Source organism: Sorangium sp. So ce381, assembly GCF_051473845.1.
Classification (GTDB): Bacteria; Myxococcota_A; Polyangia; order Polyangiales; family Polyangiaceae; genus Sorangium; species Sorangium atrum.
This window is the reverse complement of the sequence record NZ_CP150336.1, coordinates 874873-889715: the sequence shown is the minus strand read 5'-3', so window position 1 is coordinate 889715 and position 14843 is coordinate 874873. Positions and strand designations below refer to the sequence as shown.

At 73.1% G+C, this 14843-nt stretch carries 12 protein-coding genes; 6 read left to right on the top strand and 6 right to left on the bottom strand.

What is annotated here, in order from left to right; all coding sequences use genetic code 11:
• Nucleotides 1-42: 42 nt before the first annotated feature.
• Together WMF29_RS03285 and WMF29_RS03280 are read right to left on the bottom strand one after the other, a co-directional pair.
• The gene (locus tag WMF29_RS03285; protein WP_437327438.1) at nucleotides 43-1218 is read right to left on the bottom strand and encodes an acyl-CoA dehydrogenase family protein; all 1176 of its coding nucleotides are present in this window, start codon (nucleotides 1216-1218) and stop codon (nucleotides 43-45) included.
• 10 nt (nucleotides 1219-1228) lie between these two features.
• On the bottom strand, nucleotides 1229-2098 hold the full coding sequence (locus WMF29_RS03280) for an isocitrate lyase/PEP mutase family protein (protein WP_437327437.1): 870 nt from the start codon (nucleotides 2096-2098) through the stop codon (nucleotides 1229-1231).
• A 178-nt stretch (nucleotides 2099-2276) separates the two neighbouring features.
• Between WMF29_RS03280 and WMF29_RS03275 the strand changes: the two genes are divergently transcribed.
• The gene (locus WMF29_RS03275; RefSeq protein ID WP_437327436.1) at nucleotides 2277-3125 is read left to right on the top strand and encodes an alpha/beta fold hydrolase; all 849 of its coding nucleotides are present in this window, start codon (nucleotides 2277-2279) and stop codon (nucleotides 3123-3125) included.
• A gap of 28 nt (nucleotides 3126-3153) precedes the next feature.
• Here the strand turns inward: WMF29_RS03275 and WMF29_RS03270 are convergent, their stop codons facing one another.
• Together WMF29_RS03270 and WMF29_RS03265 are read right to left on the bottom strand one after the other, a co-directional pair.
• Nucleotides 3154-3354 carry a DUF378 domain-containing protein gene (locus WMF29_RS03270; RefSeq protein ID WP_437327435.1) on the bottom strand — a complete coding sequence of 67 codons (201 nt, stop codon included), beginning with the start codon at nucleotides 3352-3354 and terminating at the stop codon, nucleotides 3154-3156.
• 154 nt (nucleotides 3355-3508) lie between these two features.
• Nucleotides 3509-4327, bottom strand: coding sequence for an SIR2 family NAD-dependent protein deacylase (locus tag WMF29_RS03265; RefSeq protein ID WP_437327434.1), 819 nt, complete (start codon nucleotides 4325-4327; stop codon nucleotides 3509-3511).
• 455 nt (nucleotides 4328-4782) lie between these two features.
• Between WMF29_RS03265 and WMF29_RS03260 the strand changes: the two genes are divergently transcribed.
• The 5 genes from WMF29_RS03260 to WMF29_RS03240 all read left to right on the top strand — a co-directional run bounded on the left by WMF29_RS03260 (nucleotide 4783) and on the right by WMF29_RS03240 (nucleotide 11540).
• Complete coding sequence (locus WMF29_RS03260) at nucleotides 4783-6648, top strand: vWA domain-containing protein (RefSeq protein ID WP_437327433.1); 1866 nt, start codon at nucleotides 4783-4785, stop codon at nucleotides 6646-6648.
• 73 nt (nucleotides 6649-6721) lie between these two features.
• Nucleotides 6722-7567, top strand: a complete 846-nt coding sequence (locus WMF29_RS03255) for a ribokinase (RefSeq protein WP_437327432.1) — start codon at nucleotides 6722-6724, stop codon at nucleotides 7565-7567.
• Nucleotides 7568-7683: 116 nt separating this feature from the next.
• A complete protein-coding gene (locus WMF29_RS03250; protein ID WP_437327431.1) occupies nucleotides 7684-8742 on the top strand; it encodes a hypothetical protein in 1059 nt (352 codons plus the stop codon).
• A 3-nt stretch (nucleotides 8743-8745) separates the two neighbouring features.
• Nucleotides 8746-9810: a retropepsin-like aspartic protease gene (locus tag WMF29_RS03245; protein ID WP_437327430.1), complete on the top strand. Its 1065-nt coding sequence runs from the start codon at nucleotides 8746-8748 to the stop codon at nucleotides 9808-9810.
• 272 nt (nucleotides 9811-10082) lie between these two features.
• Nucleotides 10083-11540: a cyclic nucleotide-binding domain-containing protein gene (locus tag WMF29_RS03240; protein WP_437327429.1), complete on the top strand. Its 1458-nt coding sequence runs from the start codon at nucleotides 10083-10085 to the stop codon at nucleotides 11538-11540.
• 135 nt (nucleotides 11541-11675) lie between these two features.
• Here the strand turns inward: WMF29_RS03240 and WMF29_RS03235 are convergent, their stop codons facing one another.
• Both WMF29_RS03235 and WMF29_RS03230 read right to left on the bottom strand, forming a co-directional pair.
• A complete protein-coding gene (locus WMF29_RS03235) occupies nucleotides 11676-12245 on the bottom strand; it encodes a hypothetical protein (RefSeq protein ID WP_437327428.1) in 570 nt (189 codons plus the stop codon).
• A 157-nt stretch (nucleotides 12246-12402) separates the two neighbouring features.
• Complete coding sequence (locus WMF29_RS03230; protein ID WP_437327427.1) at nucleotides 12403-14535, bottom strand: ATP-binding protein; 2133 nt, start codon at nucleotides 14533-14535, stop codon at nucleotides 12403-12405.
• Nucleotides 14536-14843 lie beyond the last annotated feature (308 nt).

Genomic DNA, 14843 nt, shown 5'->3' with positions numbered 1-14843 from the left:
CCCTGCCCTCTCGTATCCGCGTCTCTTCGCGCGGACGGCCCCTCAGAACATCGGCAGCTCGGTGTCCAGCCCGAGGAGCACACGGCCCTGGACCTCGCGCGTGTGCGGGGCGACGAGGGCGTGCTGCGTGACGGCGTGAACGTCGCGGAAGCTGCGTTGAAGAGGGCTCTCCGCGTAGAGCGCTGTGGCGCCGCCCGCCGTGAAGGCCAGATCGACGGCGCGCGCCGCGCCGAGGGCGGCGTTCGTCGCGGCGAGCCGGACGCGCGCCCGCTCCCGCAGCGAGATCGACGTGCCAGAGACCGCGGCGTCCCAGACGGCGCCGACGGCCTCGAGGAGGTAGGCCCTGGCCGCGCCCAGCGTGGCCTCGGCCTCGGCCACGGCGAGCGCCGTCGAGGGCCGCGTCGCGAGCGACGTCGTCATGCCGCTCGGCCGCTTGGTCGCCGCGAGCCGGGTCAGCTCATCGACGGCGGCGCGCGCCATCCCGAGCGCGGTCGCCGCGACCGCGCTCGCGAGGAAGCCGAAGAGAGGGAACACGAAGAGAGGCCCTGGATGGGTCGGCGCCGTCATGGGGAGTCGGATGCACCGGCTGCTCGGCACGAAGACGTCCACGACCGCGAAATCGTGGCTCCCGGTGCCGGCAAGACCGGAGACGCTCCACGTATCCAGGATCTCGCACTCCGAGGCGCGGAACATCGGCACGACGGCCTCGGGGACGCCCCCGGGCAACATGCGCGGGGCCGACCCGTCGTAGACCACCGCGGTGCCGCCCAGCCAGTCGCAATGATGACAGGCGCTCGCCATCGCCCACCTCCCGGCGACCCGATATCCTCCCTCGACCTCGACGGCGCGCCCGCTCGGCGCGAAGACGCCAGCCGTCACGGCGTCCGGGCTCGCATGCATCTCTTTGCCCCCCTCCGCCGGGATGTACGCCTCGAACGCGCCGGTCGTGCCGCAGATCATGGCGCACCACCCTGCGGCGCCGTCGGCGCGCGAGAGCTCCTCGATGACCTGCAGCGCCGTGAGGGGGTCGGCCTCGAGCCCGCCCAGCGCGCGCGGACGGCACATGCGGAAGATGCCCGACTCCCGGAGCGCCCTCGCGACCGGATCGGGCAGGCGGCGCTCCCGCTCTCCCCGCTGGGCGTGCTCCTGGACGAGCGGAACGAGGCTGCGCGCGGCGTCGAGGAGCGACGCGGGCGCGGCGGAGGACATCGTGGCCATGGTGCTCGACTCACCCCTTCCTTGGCGGCTGCGCATAGCGCTCCTCTTCAGCGTAGTACTCGGGGAACCCCACGATCTCCTGGAGCGCCGCGAAGCTCATCCGCGGGTCGGGGTGCCGTCCGGCGCGCAGGGACGCGAGGGCCTCGCGCATGGCGGCGGCGGCGACCGAGAGCAGGGTGAGCGGATAGGCCGCGATCTTGTAGCCGATCGCCTCGAGCTCGGCCGGCGGCAGCACCGGCGTCCTGCCGTGATCCACCATGTTGGCCATGGTCGGCGCGCGCACCTCGCGGCAGAACGTTCGCATCTCGTCCACGCTCTCGGGCGCCTCCAGGAACACGATGTCTGCCCCGAGGTCGGCGAACGCCCGCGCGCGGGTGAGCGCCTCATCGAACCCGTGCGTCTGGCGGGCGTCGGTGCGGGCCATGATGAGCACGCCGGCGCCCTCGTCGCGCGCGTCCACGGCGGCCTGGACGCGGGTGAACGCCTCGTCGCGGGGCACGACCTGCTTGCCGCGCGTGTGGCCGCAGCGCTTCGGGGCGACCTGGTCCTCGATCATGACGCAGGCCAGCCCGGCCTGCGCATAACCGCGCACCGTGCGCTTCACGTTCATCGCATTGCCGTAGCCCGTGTCGCCGTCTCCGAGCACCGGAATCGACACGGCGCCGCAGATCGCCCGCGCCTGATCGACCATCTCACCATACGAGATGAGCCCCGTGTCGGGCGCGCCGAGGCGCGCGGCAGAGACCGCGAAGCCGCTCATGAACGAGAGGGAGAAGCCGGCCTGCTCGATCAGCCGCGCCGACAGCGCGTCGAAGCAGCAAGGCATGACGAGGAGGCCGGGCGAGGCGAGCAGATCGCGGAGCTTCTGAGCGGGGGACACGGCGGGGACGATACCGCGATCGGCTGCCCGTGAGGCAAGCGCGAAGGCCCGAGAGGCGCCGCGCGGCCGCGCGGGCAAGAGGGATGGACGGGGGCGCGCGCCGGCGTGCGTTCCTGTTGCGGGCCCCCGGCGCCCAGGGGCAGGATGGGCCCGCGATGATGCCGCACAGGAGAGGGGCATGAGCACGGTTTCGTTGAAGGAGATCGCGATCGACGGCCGCCCTGCCAGCGTCCACGTGGGCGGGCAGGGCGAGCCGCTGCTGCTGGTGCACGGCGCCTGGGGTGGGGCGCCGATGCACTGGGGGCCTGTCTGGGAGCGATTCTCGGAGCGCTTCCAGGTGATCGCGCCCGATCTGCCCGGCGTCGGGCGCACGGACACCCCGGGGCTCGGCTCCCTGGACGCCTATGCGCGCTGGCTCGATCGGCTCCTGGACGAGCTCGGTGTCTCGAGCGCGTGGTGCGTCGGCAACTCCTTCGGCGTATCGGTCGTATCGAGCTTCGCTACCCTGTTCGCGTCCCGCTGCCGAGGGCTCGTGTTCGTCAACGGCGTTCCCATCCCCCCGCTGCCGCGCTTCGTCGGCTGGCTCGGAGCGCGGCCGCTGCCCCGCCGGATGCTGCGCGCGTTGATGCGGAAGCAGACCTATAGCCCGGGGGTCCTGGGCCGCGCCTACGCCGATCCCGGCCGCGCCCCGGCTGCCCTGCGGGACGTCCTGGGGAGCGCCAATCCACCTCAGCTGGAGGCGGTGCTCGACGCCGCCATCCAGGGAGGTCTCAGGGCCCCGCTCAGCCTGAGTCCCCTCCTCGTCTGGGGCGAGGCGGACCAGCTCCTCGGCAACAGCGCGGACGACGCGAAGAAGCTTCACGCTTCGCTGCCGGGGTCGCAGCTCACCTTCATCCCGGCGACAGGGCACATGCCGCAGGTGGAGAACCCCGAGGCGTTCGTCGACGCGGTGTCGCGGTTCATCGAGGCGCGCGCGGCCGCCGCCCGTCCGCGCGGCTTCGGCGGCCAGGCCAGCCCGGGCGCATGAGCGCCCGGGGCGCGCAGGCGCGTCGCCCTCAGGGCATCGTGGTGACCCGTTCGCGCTTTCCGAGCTGGACCGCAGCGTAGAGCAGGTAGAGCCCAGCGAGCCCGACGATCACATAGATGATGCGGCTGAGCGCGCTGAGCCTGCCGAACAGCCCGGCGATCACGTCGAACCCGAACAGCCCAACGACCCCCCAGTTGACGGCGCCGATCACGACGAGCGCGATCGCCACCCACGTTAGCCCTGAGATCCCACGGTTGACGTGCTCCATGACCCCGGCGGAAGCACGCGCCGCGCCGCGCGGTGCGTGCACCGCGCGCCCGCTGCGACGTGACCGCGCGTCGCGCTGGCGCCGCCGGCTCGCCGCGCCCGTCAGGCCGCGGCGCTCACGGCGCTCGGCCCGGCGTGACGTCGAGCAGGGAGGGCAGGATCGCGCCGGAGCCGCCGGTGAACACGACATCGCAGAGGCCGGAGATCGCGCTCGGCTCGACGTTGACCTCGGCGATGAGGGCGCCGTGGCGCTTGGCCATGGGGACGAAACCGGCCGCGGGATACACAACGGCCGACGTACCGACGACGAGCAGGAGATCGCAGCCCTCGACGCCGGCGGCCGCCGCGGAGAGGTCGCTCTCCTGGAGGGCCTCGCCGAACCAGACCACGTGCGGTCGGAGGACGCCGCCGCAGCGGCAGCGCGGCAGCTCGGCCGCCGTGAAGCGGCGGGCGGGGGCCTCCGGATCGGGAGAGCCGCTGCCCGCGAAGGCAGGCGTGATGGGGACGTCGCGGTTCTCGGTCACGCTCCCGCACGAGAGACAGCGCACCTGCCACAGCGAGCCGTGGAGGCGCACCGGGCTCCGGGAGCCCGCCTGCTCGTGCAGGCCGTCGATGTTCTGGGTGATGAGGGTGAAGACCCTGCCGGCCTCCCGCCACCGCGCCTCCAGCTGCGCCAGCGCGTGATGGCCCGGGTTCGGCGCGCAGCCGAGGGCGCGCTCCCGGCGGTGGTTGTAGAACTCCCAGACGAGGCCCGGATCGCGCTGCCACGCCTCGGGCGAGGCGAGGCTCGTCGCCTCGTAACGCCGCCACAGCCCCCCAGCGCCGCGGAACGTGGGGATGCCCGACTCCGCCGAGACGCCTGCGCCCGTCAAGACGGCGATCTTCCTGGCGCGGCACAGGGTGGACTGGAAGCGCTCGCGGCTCGTTTCGCTCATCACGGACCTCCTGAGGAGAGATCGAGAGGGAAGCGGGAAGGAAGGAGGACGGCCGTCGCCGCCCCGCCTCCCCGCGATCTTGCTCAATCTAGCGTGCGGCGCCACGCCCCGCGCCCGCTCTGATTCCGAGGGCGGAGGACCCGACGCCAGCTCCCGTCGATTTCGGGTGTAAGCCGGCCGAGACGACCGCGTTTCCCTGGCACTCGGACGCGCCGAGCCCCGCCACGGCGGGCCCCGGCCGTGAGAGCCCCTTCGTCGGCTCGCCGGACGACCGGCGACACGCGGCGTTCACGCAGCGAAAGCGGCGAAGGGCCCGTCTCGCCCGTGGAAAACGCGCTGTGGGGCAGCCGCGCGTGCGGCCCCCACATGGACCTGTGTGGCGATCGGCGATGGCCGACCCACGAGAACGTACAGCAGGGATCCGCCCTCGCGATCCCCTTCAAGGAGGACACCTCATGCGCACCCGGCCCCTCGATCTCGTCGCCCCCGCCCTCGTCACCGCGCTGCTCATCGGCTGCGGTGGATCCACGCCTTCCCCCACGGCGGCGACCGCGTCGGCCGCGCCGACCGAGGCCGCCGCCGGGCGGGCCATGCAGCCGGAGTTCGACGCCTCGCAAGACGAGGGCCGCGCGCCCACCGCCAAGCGCGAGGAAGCCGAGGCGGCCGATCCTGGCGCCGCGCTCGCGGAGCCCGCGCCGCCGCCGGCCCTGCCCGTGGCGGCGGCCCCTGTGGCGCCCTCGCCGCCCTCGCCCATGCCGACGCAGTCGCGGGCGACCAAGGCGGGCGCCGCGCCCGGGGCGGACGCGCGCATCCAGGTGACGGGCGGCGCGCCCGCGCCCAAGAAGGCGCCCACCCCGGCGGCGACGGCCGTGGCGCGCCCCGCGCCCCCGCCCCCGTCCGTCGCCGTCACGGCGCCCGAACCCCAGGGCAGCGAGACGTACCGGGACTACGGCGTCAACCCGGTCGAGGACCCCGCGAAGGACCGCCTCTCGACGTTCGCGATCGACGTGGACACGGCCTCTTACGCCATCGCGCGCCGCAAGATCATGGATGGCGCGCTGCCCCCGTATCAGGCCGTGCGCGCCGAGGAGTTCCTCAACTACTTCGATTACGGCTATGCGTCGCCCGCGACAGGCCCGTTCGCCGTGCACCTCGCGGCCGCGCCCTCGCCGTTCACGGCGGGCCACCACCTCGTGCGCGTGGCGGTCCAGGGCAAGCGCGTGACGGCCAAGGAGCGGACCCCGGTGCACCTCGTGTACCTCGTCGACACGAGCGGTTCGATGCAGTCGCCGGACAAGATCGAGCTCGCGAAGAAGAGCCTGAAGATGCTCACCGACACCCTCAAGCCGGGGGACACCGTGGCGCTCTGCACCTATGCGGGCAGCGTGCGAGAGGTGCTCGCGCCGACCGGCATCGAGAGCAAGGGGAAGATCCTCGCGGCCCTCGACGACCTCACCGCGGGCGGCTCCACCGCCATGTCGAGCGGCATCGATCTCGCTTACAGCCTGGCCGAGCGGACGCTCGTGAAGGGGCACGTCAACCGCGTCATCGTGCTCTCCGACGGAGACGCGAACGTCGGCCCGACCTCCCACGACGAGATCCTGAAGACCATCAAGCGCGCGAGGGACAAGGGGATCACGCTGTCCACCATCGGCTTCGGCCAGGGCAACTACAAGGATCTCATGATGGAGCAGCTCGCCAACCAGGGCGACGGGAACTACGCCTATATCGACAGCGAGGCGCAGGCGCGGCGGGTCTTCTCGGAGCAGGTCGGCGGGATGCTCCAGGTCATCGCCCGCGACGTGAAGATCCAGGTCGAGTTCGACCCGAGCTTCGTCAAGAGCTACCGGCTCATCGGCTACGAGAACCGCGACGTGGCCGACCGGGACTTCCGGAACGACAAGGTGGACGCCGGCGAGATCGGCGCCGGGCACAGCGTGACGGCCATCTACGACGTCGAGCTCAAGGCCCCCGCGCTGAAGGGCGAGGGCGCGGCGCCGGTCGTCGTGCGCCTCCGCCACAAGGCGCCGCTCGGCTCGAACACGGCCGAGGAGACCCTGGTCAAGATGGCCCCGGGCGCCGTCGCCCCCACCTTCGACGCGGCGCCGGCCGACTTCCGCTTCGCGTCCGCGGTGGCAGGGTTCGCGGAGGTCCTGCGCCACAGCCCGCACGCGCGCTCCTGGAGGCTCGCCGACATCGAGAAGATCGCGAGGGCCGCCGCGTCCAGCAAGGGCGATCAGCAGGAGTTCATCGGCATCATCCGCCGCGCCGGCGCGCTCGCCAGCGGCAAGACCAACGCCGTGGCCGTGAACGCCGACTGACAAGCGCGCCGTGGGCGGCGCCGTGCGCCCGGGGACCCGGCCGGCGCCGCCGCGTTCGTGGTATGCGGCGGTGATGGGATTGCTCGCGATCTGCGGCTCGATCACCGCCGATCTCATCGGCTACGGCCCGCGGCTGCCGCGCCCCGGCGAGTCGGTGCTGGGCCGCCGCTTCCTCGTCGCGCCGGGCGGCAAGGGCGCGAACCAGGCGGTCGCGGCGGCGCGCTCCGGCGCGCGCGTGCGGCTCGCGGGCGCGCGCGGCGACGACGCCCACGGCGAGCTCTGCGCGGCCGCGCTCGCCGCCGACGGGGTGGAGCTCTCCGCGGTGGCGGTCCACCGCGGCGCGACGACGGGCGTGGCCCTGATCAGCGTCGACGAGGCCGGAGAGAACCAGATCCTCGCGATCCCCGGCGCCAACGCGCTCGTCACGCCGCCCTCGCCGTGCGGGGCCTCGGTCTGGCTCTGCCAGGGCGAGATCCCGGCCGCGGCGATCGACGGCGTGCTGGCGGCGGCGCGGGCCGACGGCGCGCTGTCGATCTGCAATCCGTCGCCCGTCAACGCCATCGATCCCGAGCTCGTCGGCCGGTTCGATCTCGCCGTGGTCAACGAGATCGAGCACGAGGCGCTGCGCGGTCACCTGCCGGAGCGCGTGGTGCTCACGCGCGGCGCGCGCGGCGCGGTGCTGCTGCCGTCGGGCGAGGAGCTCCCCGCCCTGCCGGCCCGCGCCGTCGACACGACGGGCGCCGGGGACGCCCTCACGGGCGTGCTCGCCGGCGGGCTCGCCTCCGGGATGGCGATCGAGGCCACACTCCGGTTCGCGATCGCGGCGGCGGGCATCTCGGTCGAGCGCGAGGGGTGTCAGACCTCGTATCCGACACGCGCCGAGGTGGAGCGCCGCCTCCAGCGCTCCACGGCTCCGTGACGGCCTCTCCTCCCGGCGTCACAGGGCACCTCGCCCATCACGCCCCCTCGCGGTGAGCGCCGCGCCTCCGGGACATGACGCTGCACCTCCCCTGCAAGGACGGCTATCCTGGCGGCATGACGAACTTTCGCGGGCCTGCGATAGCAGCGCTCGTCAGCCTCTCGGCCTGCAGCGTCCAGGAGCGCAACTTCGCGGGCGGGTCGGGCGGCGGTGATGGAGCCGGGACGACCGAACATTCCAGCGCGAGCGCCGGCACGAGCGCGAGCGCCGGCACGAGCGCGACGACCGGCTGCACGCAGGTCGAGGATTGCTTCAATGGCTTCGACGACGACTGCGACGACGCCGTCGACTGCGCGGACTCGGACTGCGCGGAGGGCGCGGTCTGCCTGACGGCACCCACGAACTTCGAGCTCGGCGTCGTCGTGGACGCGGCCGAGCCGTGCCCTGACGGGTTCGCCGAGAAGGAGACGCTCCTCTTCCGCGGCCTCTCCGGCAGCGGCTGCGAGGGCTGCGGCTGCACGCCGAACCCCACCGACTGCGCGGCGGATCTCTACCTCTACGCCGACGAATCGCAGTGCGAGGCCGACGAGGGCGGGACGCGCGGCACGCTCGCGAAGCGGGTCGGGTTCACGTGCGACGCGAAGCCGATCAACAACGGGTTCGTCGACTGGGGCGGCGTGCGCGCGGGCCTCTTCGACGTGATCCAGAGCTGCACCGCGACCGGCACGGCGATCCCCGCGCCGGCGACGTGGACCGAGTCCAGGAAGTTCTGCCACGCGAGCGCCGGCCTGGGCTGCGGCGCCGGCGAGGCCTGCGTCCCGAGGCAGGCCTCGCCGACGACGCAATGCGCGCTCGTGTCCGGCAGCGCCACCTGCAGCGGCTATGCGCGGCGCGAGAGCGACTGGTTCCGGGGGTACAACGACACCCGGACGTGCTCGTCGTGCTCGTGCACCGCGAGCGGCGGCGACTGCAACTACGTGCGCGTCGAGCTCGGCAACGACTACTCCTGCTTCGATCACGCCCAGATCTCGCAGGGCGGGCGGTACTGCGGGTACGCCTACTCGCCCCCGGCTCACCTCGTCGGCACGCCGACCAGCTCCACCTGCACCGCGCGCACGAACCTCAGCGGCTCGCTGGATCCCACGGGGCAGTCGACGCTCTGCTGCGTCGAGTAGCGGATGCTCGTGCCGCGCGCTCGCAGGCAGCTCCTCGCCGCGCTCTCGGCCGCCGCCGCGGCCGGCGCGCTCGCGGTGGCCGGCTGCGCCGAGCCCGCCGCGGTCCGCGCCGCGCCCGCCTCGCCGCGCAGCGCGGCGTCGACCGGCGCCGGCGCCGGCGACGCGTCGTCGCCCGCGGGCCCCCCGGCGGCGGGCGCGGGCCCGGCGGCGCCGGCGGCGGGCCCCGAGCGCCGGGCCAGCCTCCAGTACCACCTCGACGATCGCGCGTTCCCCTCGCCGCTTATCGACGCCGTCGTGGCGGGCCAGCCGGCCGTGCTGATCGTCGACACCGGCGCCTCCCACCACGTCCTGGCCCGCTGGCTCGCCGACGAGCTCGCGCTGCCCCTCTCGACCGCGGGCGACGTCGCCGTCGACCAAGCGGGCAGGCCCCTCGCGGTGTCCCGCCTTGAGGGCGCGAGCCTCGCGCTCTCCGGGTGGGGCCGGGTCGATGTCTCCGCGCTGCTCGTCGTCCGCATGCCCGACGTCCTGCAGCGCATCGGCATCGGCGGCATCATCGCGCCTCAGGAGCTGGCGGGGCCGGGCCGCGCCGTCGTGCTCGACCTGCGCGAGGGCCGGATGACCGAAGCTCCGCGCGACGAGGCCGCACGCACGCTCCGGGCGCGGTTCGGCGAGGCCGCCATCATGGAGCTCGCCCGCTGCGGCGGCCCGAACCAGGGCAGCGGGCTCACCGCCAGGGCGAGCGTGGAGGGGATCGACGTCACGCTGAAGATCGACTCGGGGGCGTCGCAGAGCTCGCTCTTCGCCGTCTCCCCCGCGGGGAAGCGGCTGTCGCGCCGGGCGACCGGCGACAGGAGCGCCTACGCCGCCTCAGGCAGGCACACCGTTCCCGTCCTTTCGGGCGCTCGCCTCCGGATGGCGGGGTTCGACGCCGCCGCGGAGTTCGATCTTCTGCCCGGCGAGCGGCAGGCGACCTGTCCGTCGGACGGATTTGCCGGCATGGATGTGCTCCGCACCTGTGTGCTGGTGCTCGCCGAGGACGGCGGCGTCGCGGCCTGCGCCCCGCGCTGACCCGGTGAAGGACCGCGCGACGTGCGTTCGGCGCGAGCGCGGCGCGTGATCGACGAGGCGCGCTGCGGCAGCCGCGGCGCGCGGTCGACGAGGCGCCCCGGGGCGACCGCGGCGCGATCGGCGCCCAGCCAGCGCGCGGACCGCCATGCCTCAGCGGAGGCGCGATGCGTCGTGGTAGAAGGGGCGCACGCGTGGACGCCTCTGTCGCCGCGGCGGGGGGAGAGATCCGTTCCTCCGCGAGGCCGGGGCGCCCACGGCGGTCGGGAGGCATCATGACGACAGGTTTCGAGTTCTTGACCCAGGACGACGAGCGGCTTCTGCTGGAGAAGTCGAGCTGCGTCACCTACCGACCGGGCGAGCAGATCCTCGAGGAGGGCTCGCGAAGGCAGGGCATCTTCATCGTGCGCAGCGGCCTGGTCGGGGTCGAGGTCGCGCACCTCGGGCGCGGCGTGGCGCTCCGCCAGCTCGGTCCCGGCGCCATCTTCGGCGAGATGTCGTTCCTCGAGAGCGCCGCCGCGAGCGCCTCCGTCGTCGCCCGCGAGGAGTGCACTCTCGACGTCATCGAGGGCCCGTATGTGCACTCGCTCCTCGCCTCCGTCCCCGGCCTCGCGGCGCGCTTCTACCAGTCGCTCGCGATCATGCTCGCCCAGCGCCTCCGCGAGAACACCGCGATGCTCCCGCCGCTCCTCGTCGAGGACGTGCCGCAGGTCAACCGCTTTCACGCGGCAAGGACGGGCCAGGCCGGCACCAACAACATCCCTCCGAAGCTCATCGACACGGTCGAACAGTTCAAGTTCGAGATGATGATCGCCGACAGGATGGTGAAGGAGGCAAAGCAGCCCGAGGCGGAGATCCAGGAGAAGGTGAGCGCCGCGTGCCAGACGATCGTGTCCGCGCTGCGCGAGCACATCGAGCGCGAGCGCCACCTCGAGAAGGGCATCGGCGCCTATGTCTTCCGGGAGACCTTCTCGCTCTTCATGCTGAGCCGCACCGTCGACCGGTGCTACACGAAGCCGCGCGGCTACGCGGGCGACTTCTACACCATCGAGATGATGTACAACGACGAGCCCGCGGGCGACGGCCGCCTCGGCCGCTTCATCGACCAGTGGGGGCTCGCCATCGACGCCTGCCGCGCCGTCAAGAACAGGAGAGGCGTGCTGAGCCGCGCGATCCGGGAGGCCTGCACCGCGCACGCGTCCGGCCCTGTCCACATCACGAGCCTCGCGAGCGGCCCCGCCCGGGAGCTGTTCGACCTCTACGCTGAAGGGGGCGAGCCGCCCGACATCAAGGCGACGTGCATCGATATCGACAACCAGGCCCTCGCCTACGCGGCCGGCATCGCCGATCAGCTCGGCGTCATGGACCGCTTCAGCTTCGCGCAGGACAACGTGGTGCGGCTGGCCCACGGCCGCGGCAGGACGGTCCTCAAGCCCCAGCACATGATCTACAGCATCGGGCTCACGGACTATCTCCGCGACGATCTGGTCGTGGCCCTCCTCAATTGCATGCACGACAAGCTCCTCCCCGGGGGCGTCGCGGTCGTGGGCAATTTCGGGGTGAACAACCCGAGCAAGGCGTTCATGGACCACGTCCTCGAGTGGGAGCTGATCCACCGCAGCATCGACGATCTCAGGACGCTGTTCGCCCGGTCGAAGTTCGGGAGCACCCCCGTCGAGGTGGTCGCGGAAGAGGCGCAGGTGAACCTGTTCGCCTTCTGCACCAAGTGGTAACGCCCCGCTTCAGAGCGGCGGTCACCCGCACAGGAGACGGGCCCAGGTCGGCGTTTTCGGCGCGGAAGCGCACTCCAGTGCGCTGAGCACCGAAAACGTCGAGATGGGCCCGTATCCGACGCGGGTGACCGCCGCTCAGCGGAGCCAGCGCACCTCGTACTCGCAGGTGGGGTGTCCTTCGAAACGGCACTTCGTGTGGAGGCTCTGCCCGCCTCGCGCGCCGGAGAGCCGGAGCGCGTTCTCCTGCCACGCCGGCACCGCGTCTCTGCAGATCTGGCGCCCCGGGTCCGACTGCGGGTCGACCCCCAGGTAAAGTATCAGCCGGAAGAACCGCTCTCCCTCGGCGAGAGGCGCGAGCCGGCCGCCGTTGAAGTACATGCCCCACATCACGCCGGCCTGCCGCATGACGAGCGCGGGCGTGCCGAGCTTGAGCAGCACCTTGTGCGCGAGCGTCAGGTCCTGCTCGGCCACGTAAGCCGCGAGATCGCGGATGACGCCGGACCGGTTGGGCCACCGCGAGATCTCGTCCGCGATCGCGTTCCAGACCGAGATGGGATACCAGCCGTGCGCCGCGAGATCGGGCGCCGTGAAGACCGCCCGCGCGGCGGCGGGCAGCTTGGCGTCGAGGGCGGACATGGCCTGGCTCCCCCACCGCGTCTGCAGGTAGGTCCTCGTGTGCATGAGCGCCGACCCCCGGATCTTCATCGCCAAAGCCGCCCGTCCAGGATAGATGCACCCGGCCGGTGGGGGCCAGCGTGGCGCGCCGCGGACCGCAGCGCACGCGCGCGCACACGCGCCCGCACACGTGGACGACCGCTCGTTCCGGCGGCGTGAGCCCGCCTCCCGCGACGCACGAGCGCGCTCACTGCAGGCGCTCGGCGGTCGGAGCCGGCGGCGGGGCGTCGCCGGAGCCCTTCGCCCGTCGCGCCTGCGCGGACGCGTCGAGCACGGCGCGCACCGCCTTCGCGAGCTGCGTCGGCGTGTACGGCTTGGCGAGGAAGTGGGCGACCCCGTCGAGCAGATCGCCCGGGAGGAGGGCGTCCTCCGTGTAGCCCGAGGCGTAGAGGACGGGCAGCGGGGCGCGCGCGCGGGCGAGCATCGCCGAGAGCGCGGGGCCGCGCGCGTCCGGCAGGACCACGTCGCTCACGAGCAGGTGGATGGGGCCGGGATAGGCGGTCGCGAGCGCGATCGCCTCCTTGCCGCTCCGCGCCGCGAGGACCGAGTAGCCGAAGGCGCGCAGCGCGGCGACGCAGAGCTCGCGCACCTGCGCCTCGTCCTCCACGACGAGCACGGTCTCCACGCCGCCGACGGCCGCCGCGGTCGCCCTCACAGGCTGCTCGCAGGGCACGCCGCGCACGCGCGGGAAGCAGATCGTGAAGCGCGTGCCCTGGCCGGGGGCGCTGGCGAACCAGATGTGGCCGCCGTGCTGCTTCACGATGCCGTGGCACGTCGCGAGCCCGAGGCCCGACCCCTTGCCCGGCTCCTTGGTCGTGAAGAACGGCTCGAACACGTACTGATGGACGGCGTCGTCGATGCCCTGCCCGGTGTCCGTGACCGTGAGCTCCACGTAGTCGCCGGGCTCGATCTCCGGCCCCCACCCCCCGCCGCCCCCGCCGAGCGCCCTGTTCGCCGTCTCGATCACCAGGCGGCCCCCGCCGGGCATCGCGTCGCGCGCGTTCACGGCCAGGTTCATGAGCAGCTGCTCGAACTGCCCCCGATCGATGTGGATGGGCCAGATCTGGCTCCCCGGCAGCACGACGAGCTCCACGTCCTCGCCGACGAGCGGGCGGAGGAGCGGCTCGACCCCGAAGATCAGCGCGTTCGGATCGACCACGCTCGGCTGGATCAGCTGCTTGCGCGCGAAGGCGAGCAGCTGCCGCGTGAGCGCCGCGGCCCGCTCGGCGGCGGTGCCGATCTGCGTGAGGTGCTCGGCGACGGGCGACGCCGCCGGCACCTTGCGCACCGCGAGCTCCCTGTGCCCGAAGATCGCGGTGAGCATGTTGTTGAAGTCGTGGGCGACCCCGCCGGCGAGGCGCCCGATCGCCTCGAGCTTCTGGCTGTGCAGGAGCTGCTCCTCGAGGCGCCGGCGCTCGGTGATGTCGAGGCTCGTGCCGACCAGCCCGGTGATCGTCCCGGCGTCGTCCGTGACCAGCTGCGCCGCCATCTGCACGTGGCGCAGCTCCCCGCTGGACGCGCGCACGACGCGGCACTCGACGGGGCTCGCGATGCCGAGCGGCGACGCGGTCTCCGCGCCGCCGAAGACCCGGTGGCGATCCTCGGGGTGGATGAGGCCCGCGAAGAGCTCGAACGTCGGGCGCACCGAGAGATCGACGCCGAGGATGTGGTAGAGCTCCTCGGACCAGCGGATCGTCCGCGACGCGATGTCGTAGGACCAGCTGCCCACGTGGGCGATGCGCTGCGCCTCCTTCAGCATGCGCTCGCTGCGGCGGAGCTCCTGCTCGGCGCGGCGGCGCTCGGTCAGGTCGACGACCGCGCCGAAGAAGCGGGACGGCGACCCAGCCCCATCGACGAGCGGCAGGCTGCTCAGCAGGCACTCCCGCACCGTTCCATCCCGGTGGCGCACGCGGAACGCGATCGCGCCCGATCCCTCGCCTGTCTCGTTCGCCAGCTGCAGGCCGGCTTGCAGCCGCTCCCGGTCGTCGGGGTGGACGGCCTCGAGGAAGGTCTCCGTCGAGGGCGTATCCGTCTCGGGATCGCGGCCAAGGATCCGGAAGAGCTGCCGCGACCAGATGGTGCTGCTCTGGCCGAGCTCCCAGAGCCAGTTGCCCATCTGCGCCGCCTGCTCGCCCTCGTCGAGCTGCCGCCGCGCCTGCTCGACGAGCGCGGAGCCCCTCGCGCTGCCCGGGTCTCTGGCCGGCGCGTCCGGGCCTCGCGCGGCGATCCGACCTGGCGCGCGGGCGTGGGCCAGCTCCCGCTCCAGCTCGGCGACGCGCGCGCGGAGCGCGTCCAGCTCACGGCTCCCAGCTGCGCTCATGGCCGTCCCGTTCCTCGCTGGGGCAGAGCGGTCCTCATGGCCGGCCATTGTATGCCGCAGGCGGCCCGCCGGGGACTCCTCATTCTACGGCCCCCGCCGCAAGCGCGCCTGGTTGCGCCTGGTTTCCTCGGGGCTCCGCCCCGAGCCCCGGCGCCCGCTTCGCGCCGGGTTTCCTCGGGGCTCCGCCCCGAACCCCGGCGTCCGCTTCGCGCCGGGTTTCCTCGGGGCTCCGCCCCGAACCCCGGCGTCCGCTTCGCGGCCTGGTTCTGTGCGTCAGCAATCCCGCCAGGGATCGCTGGCGCACAGAG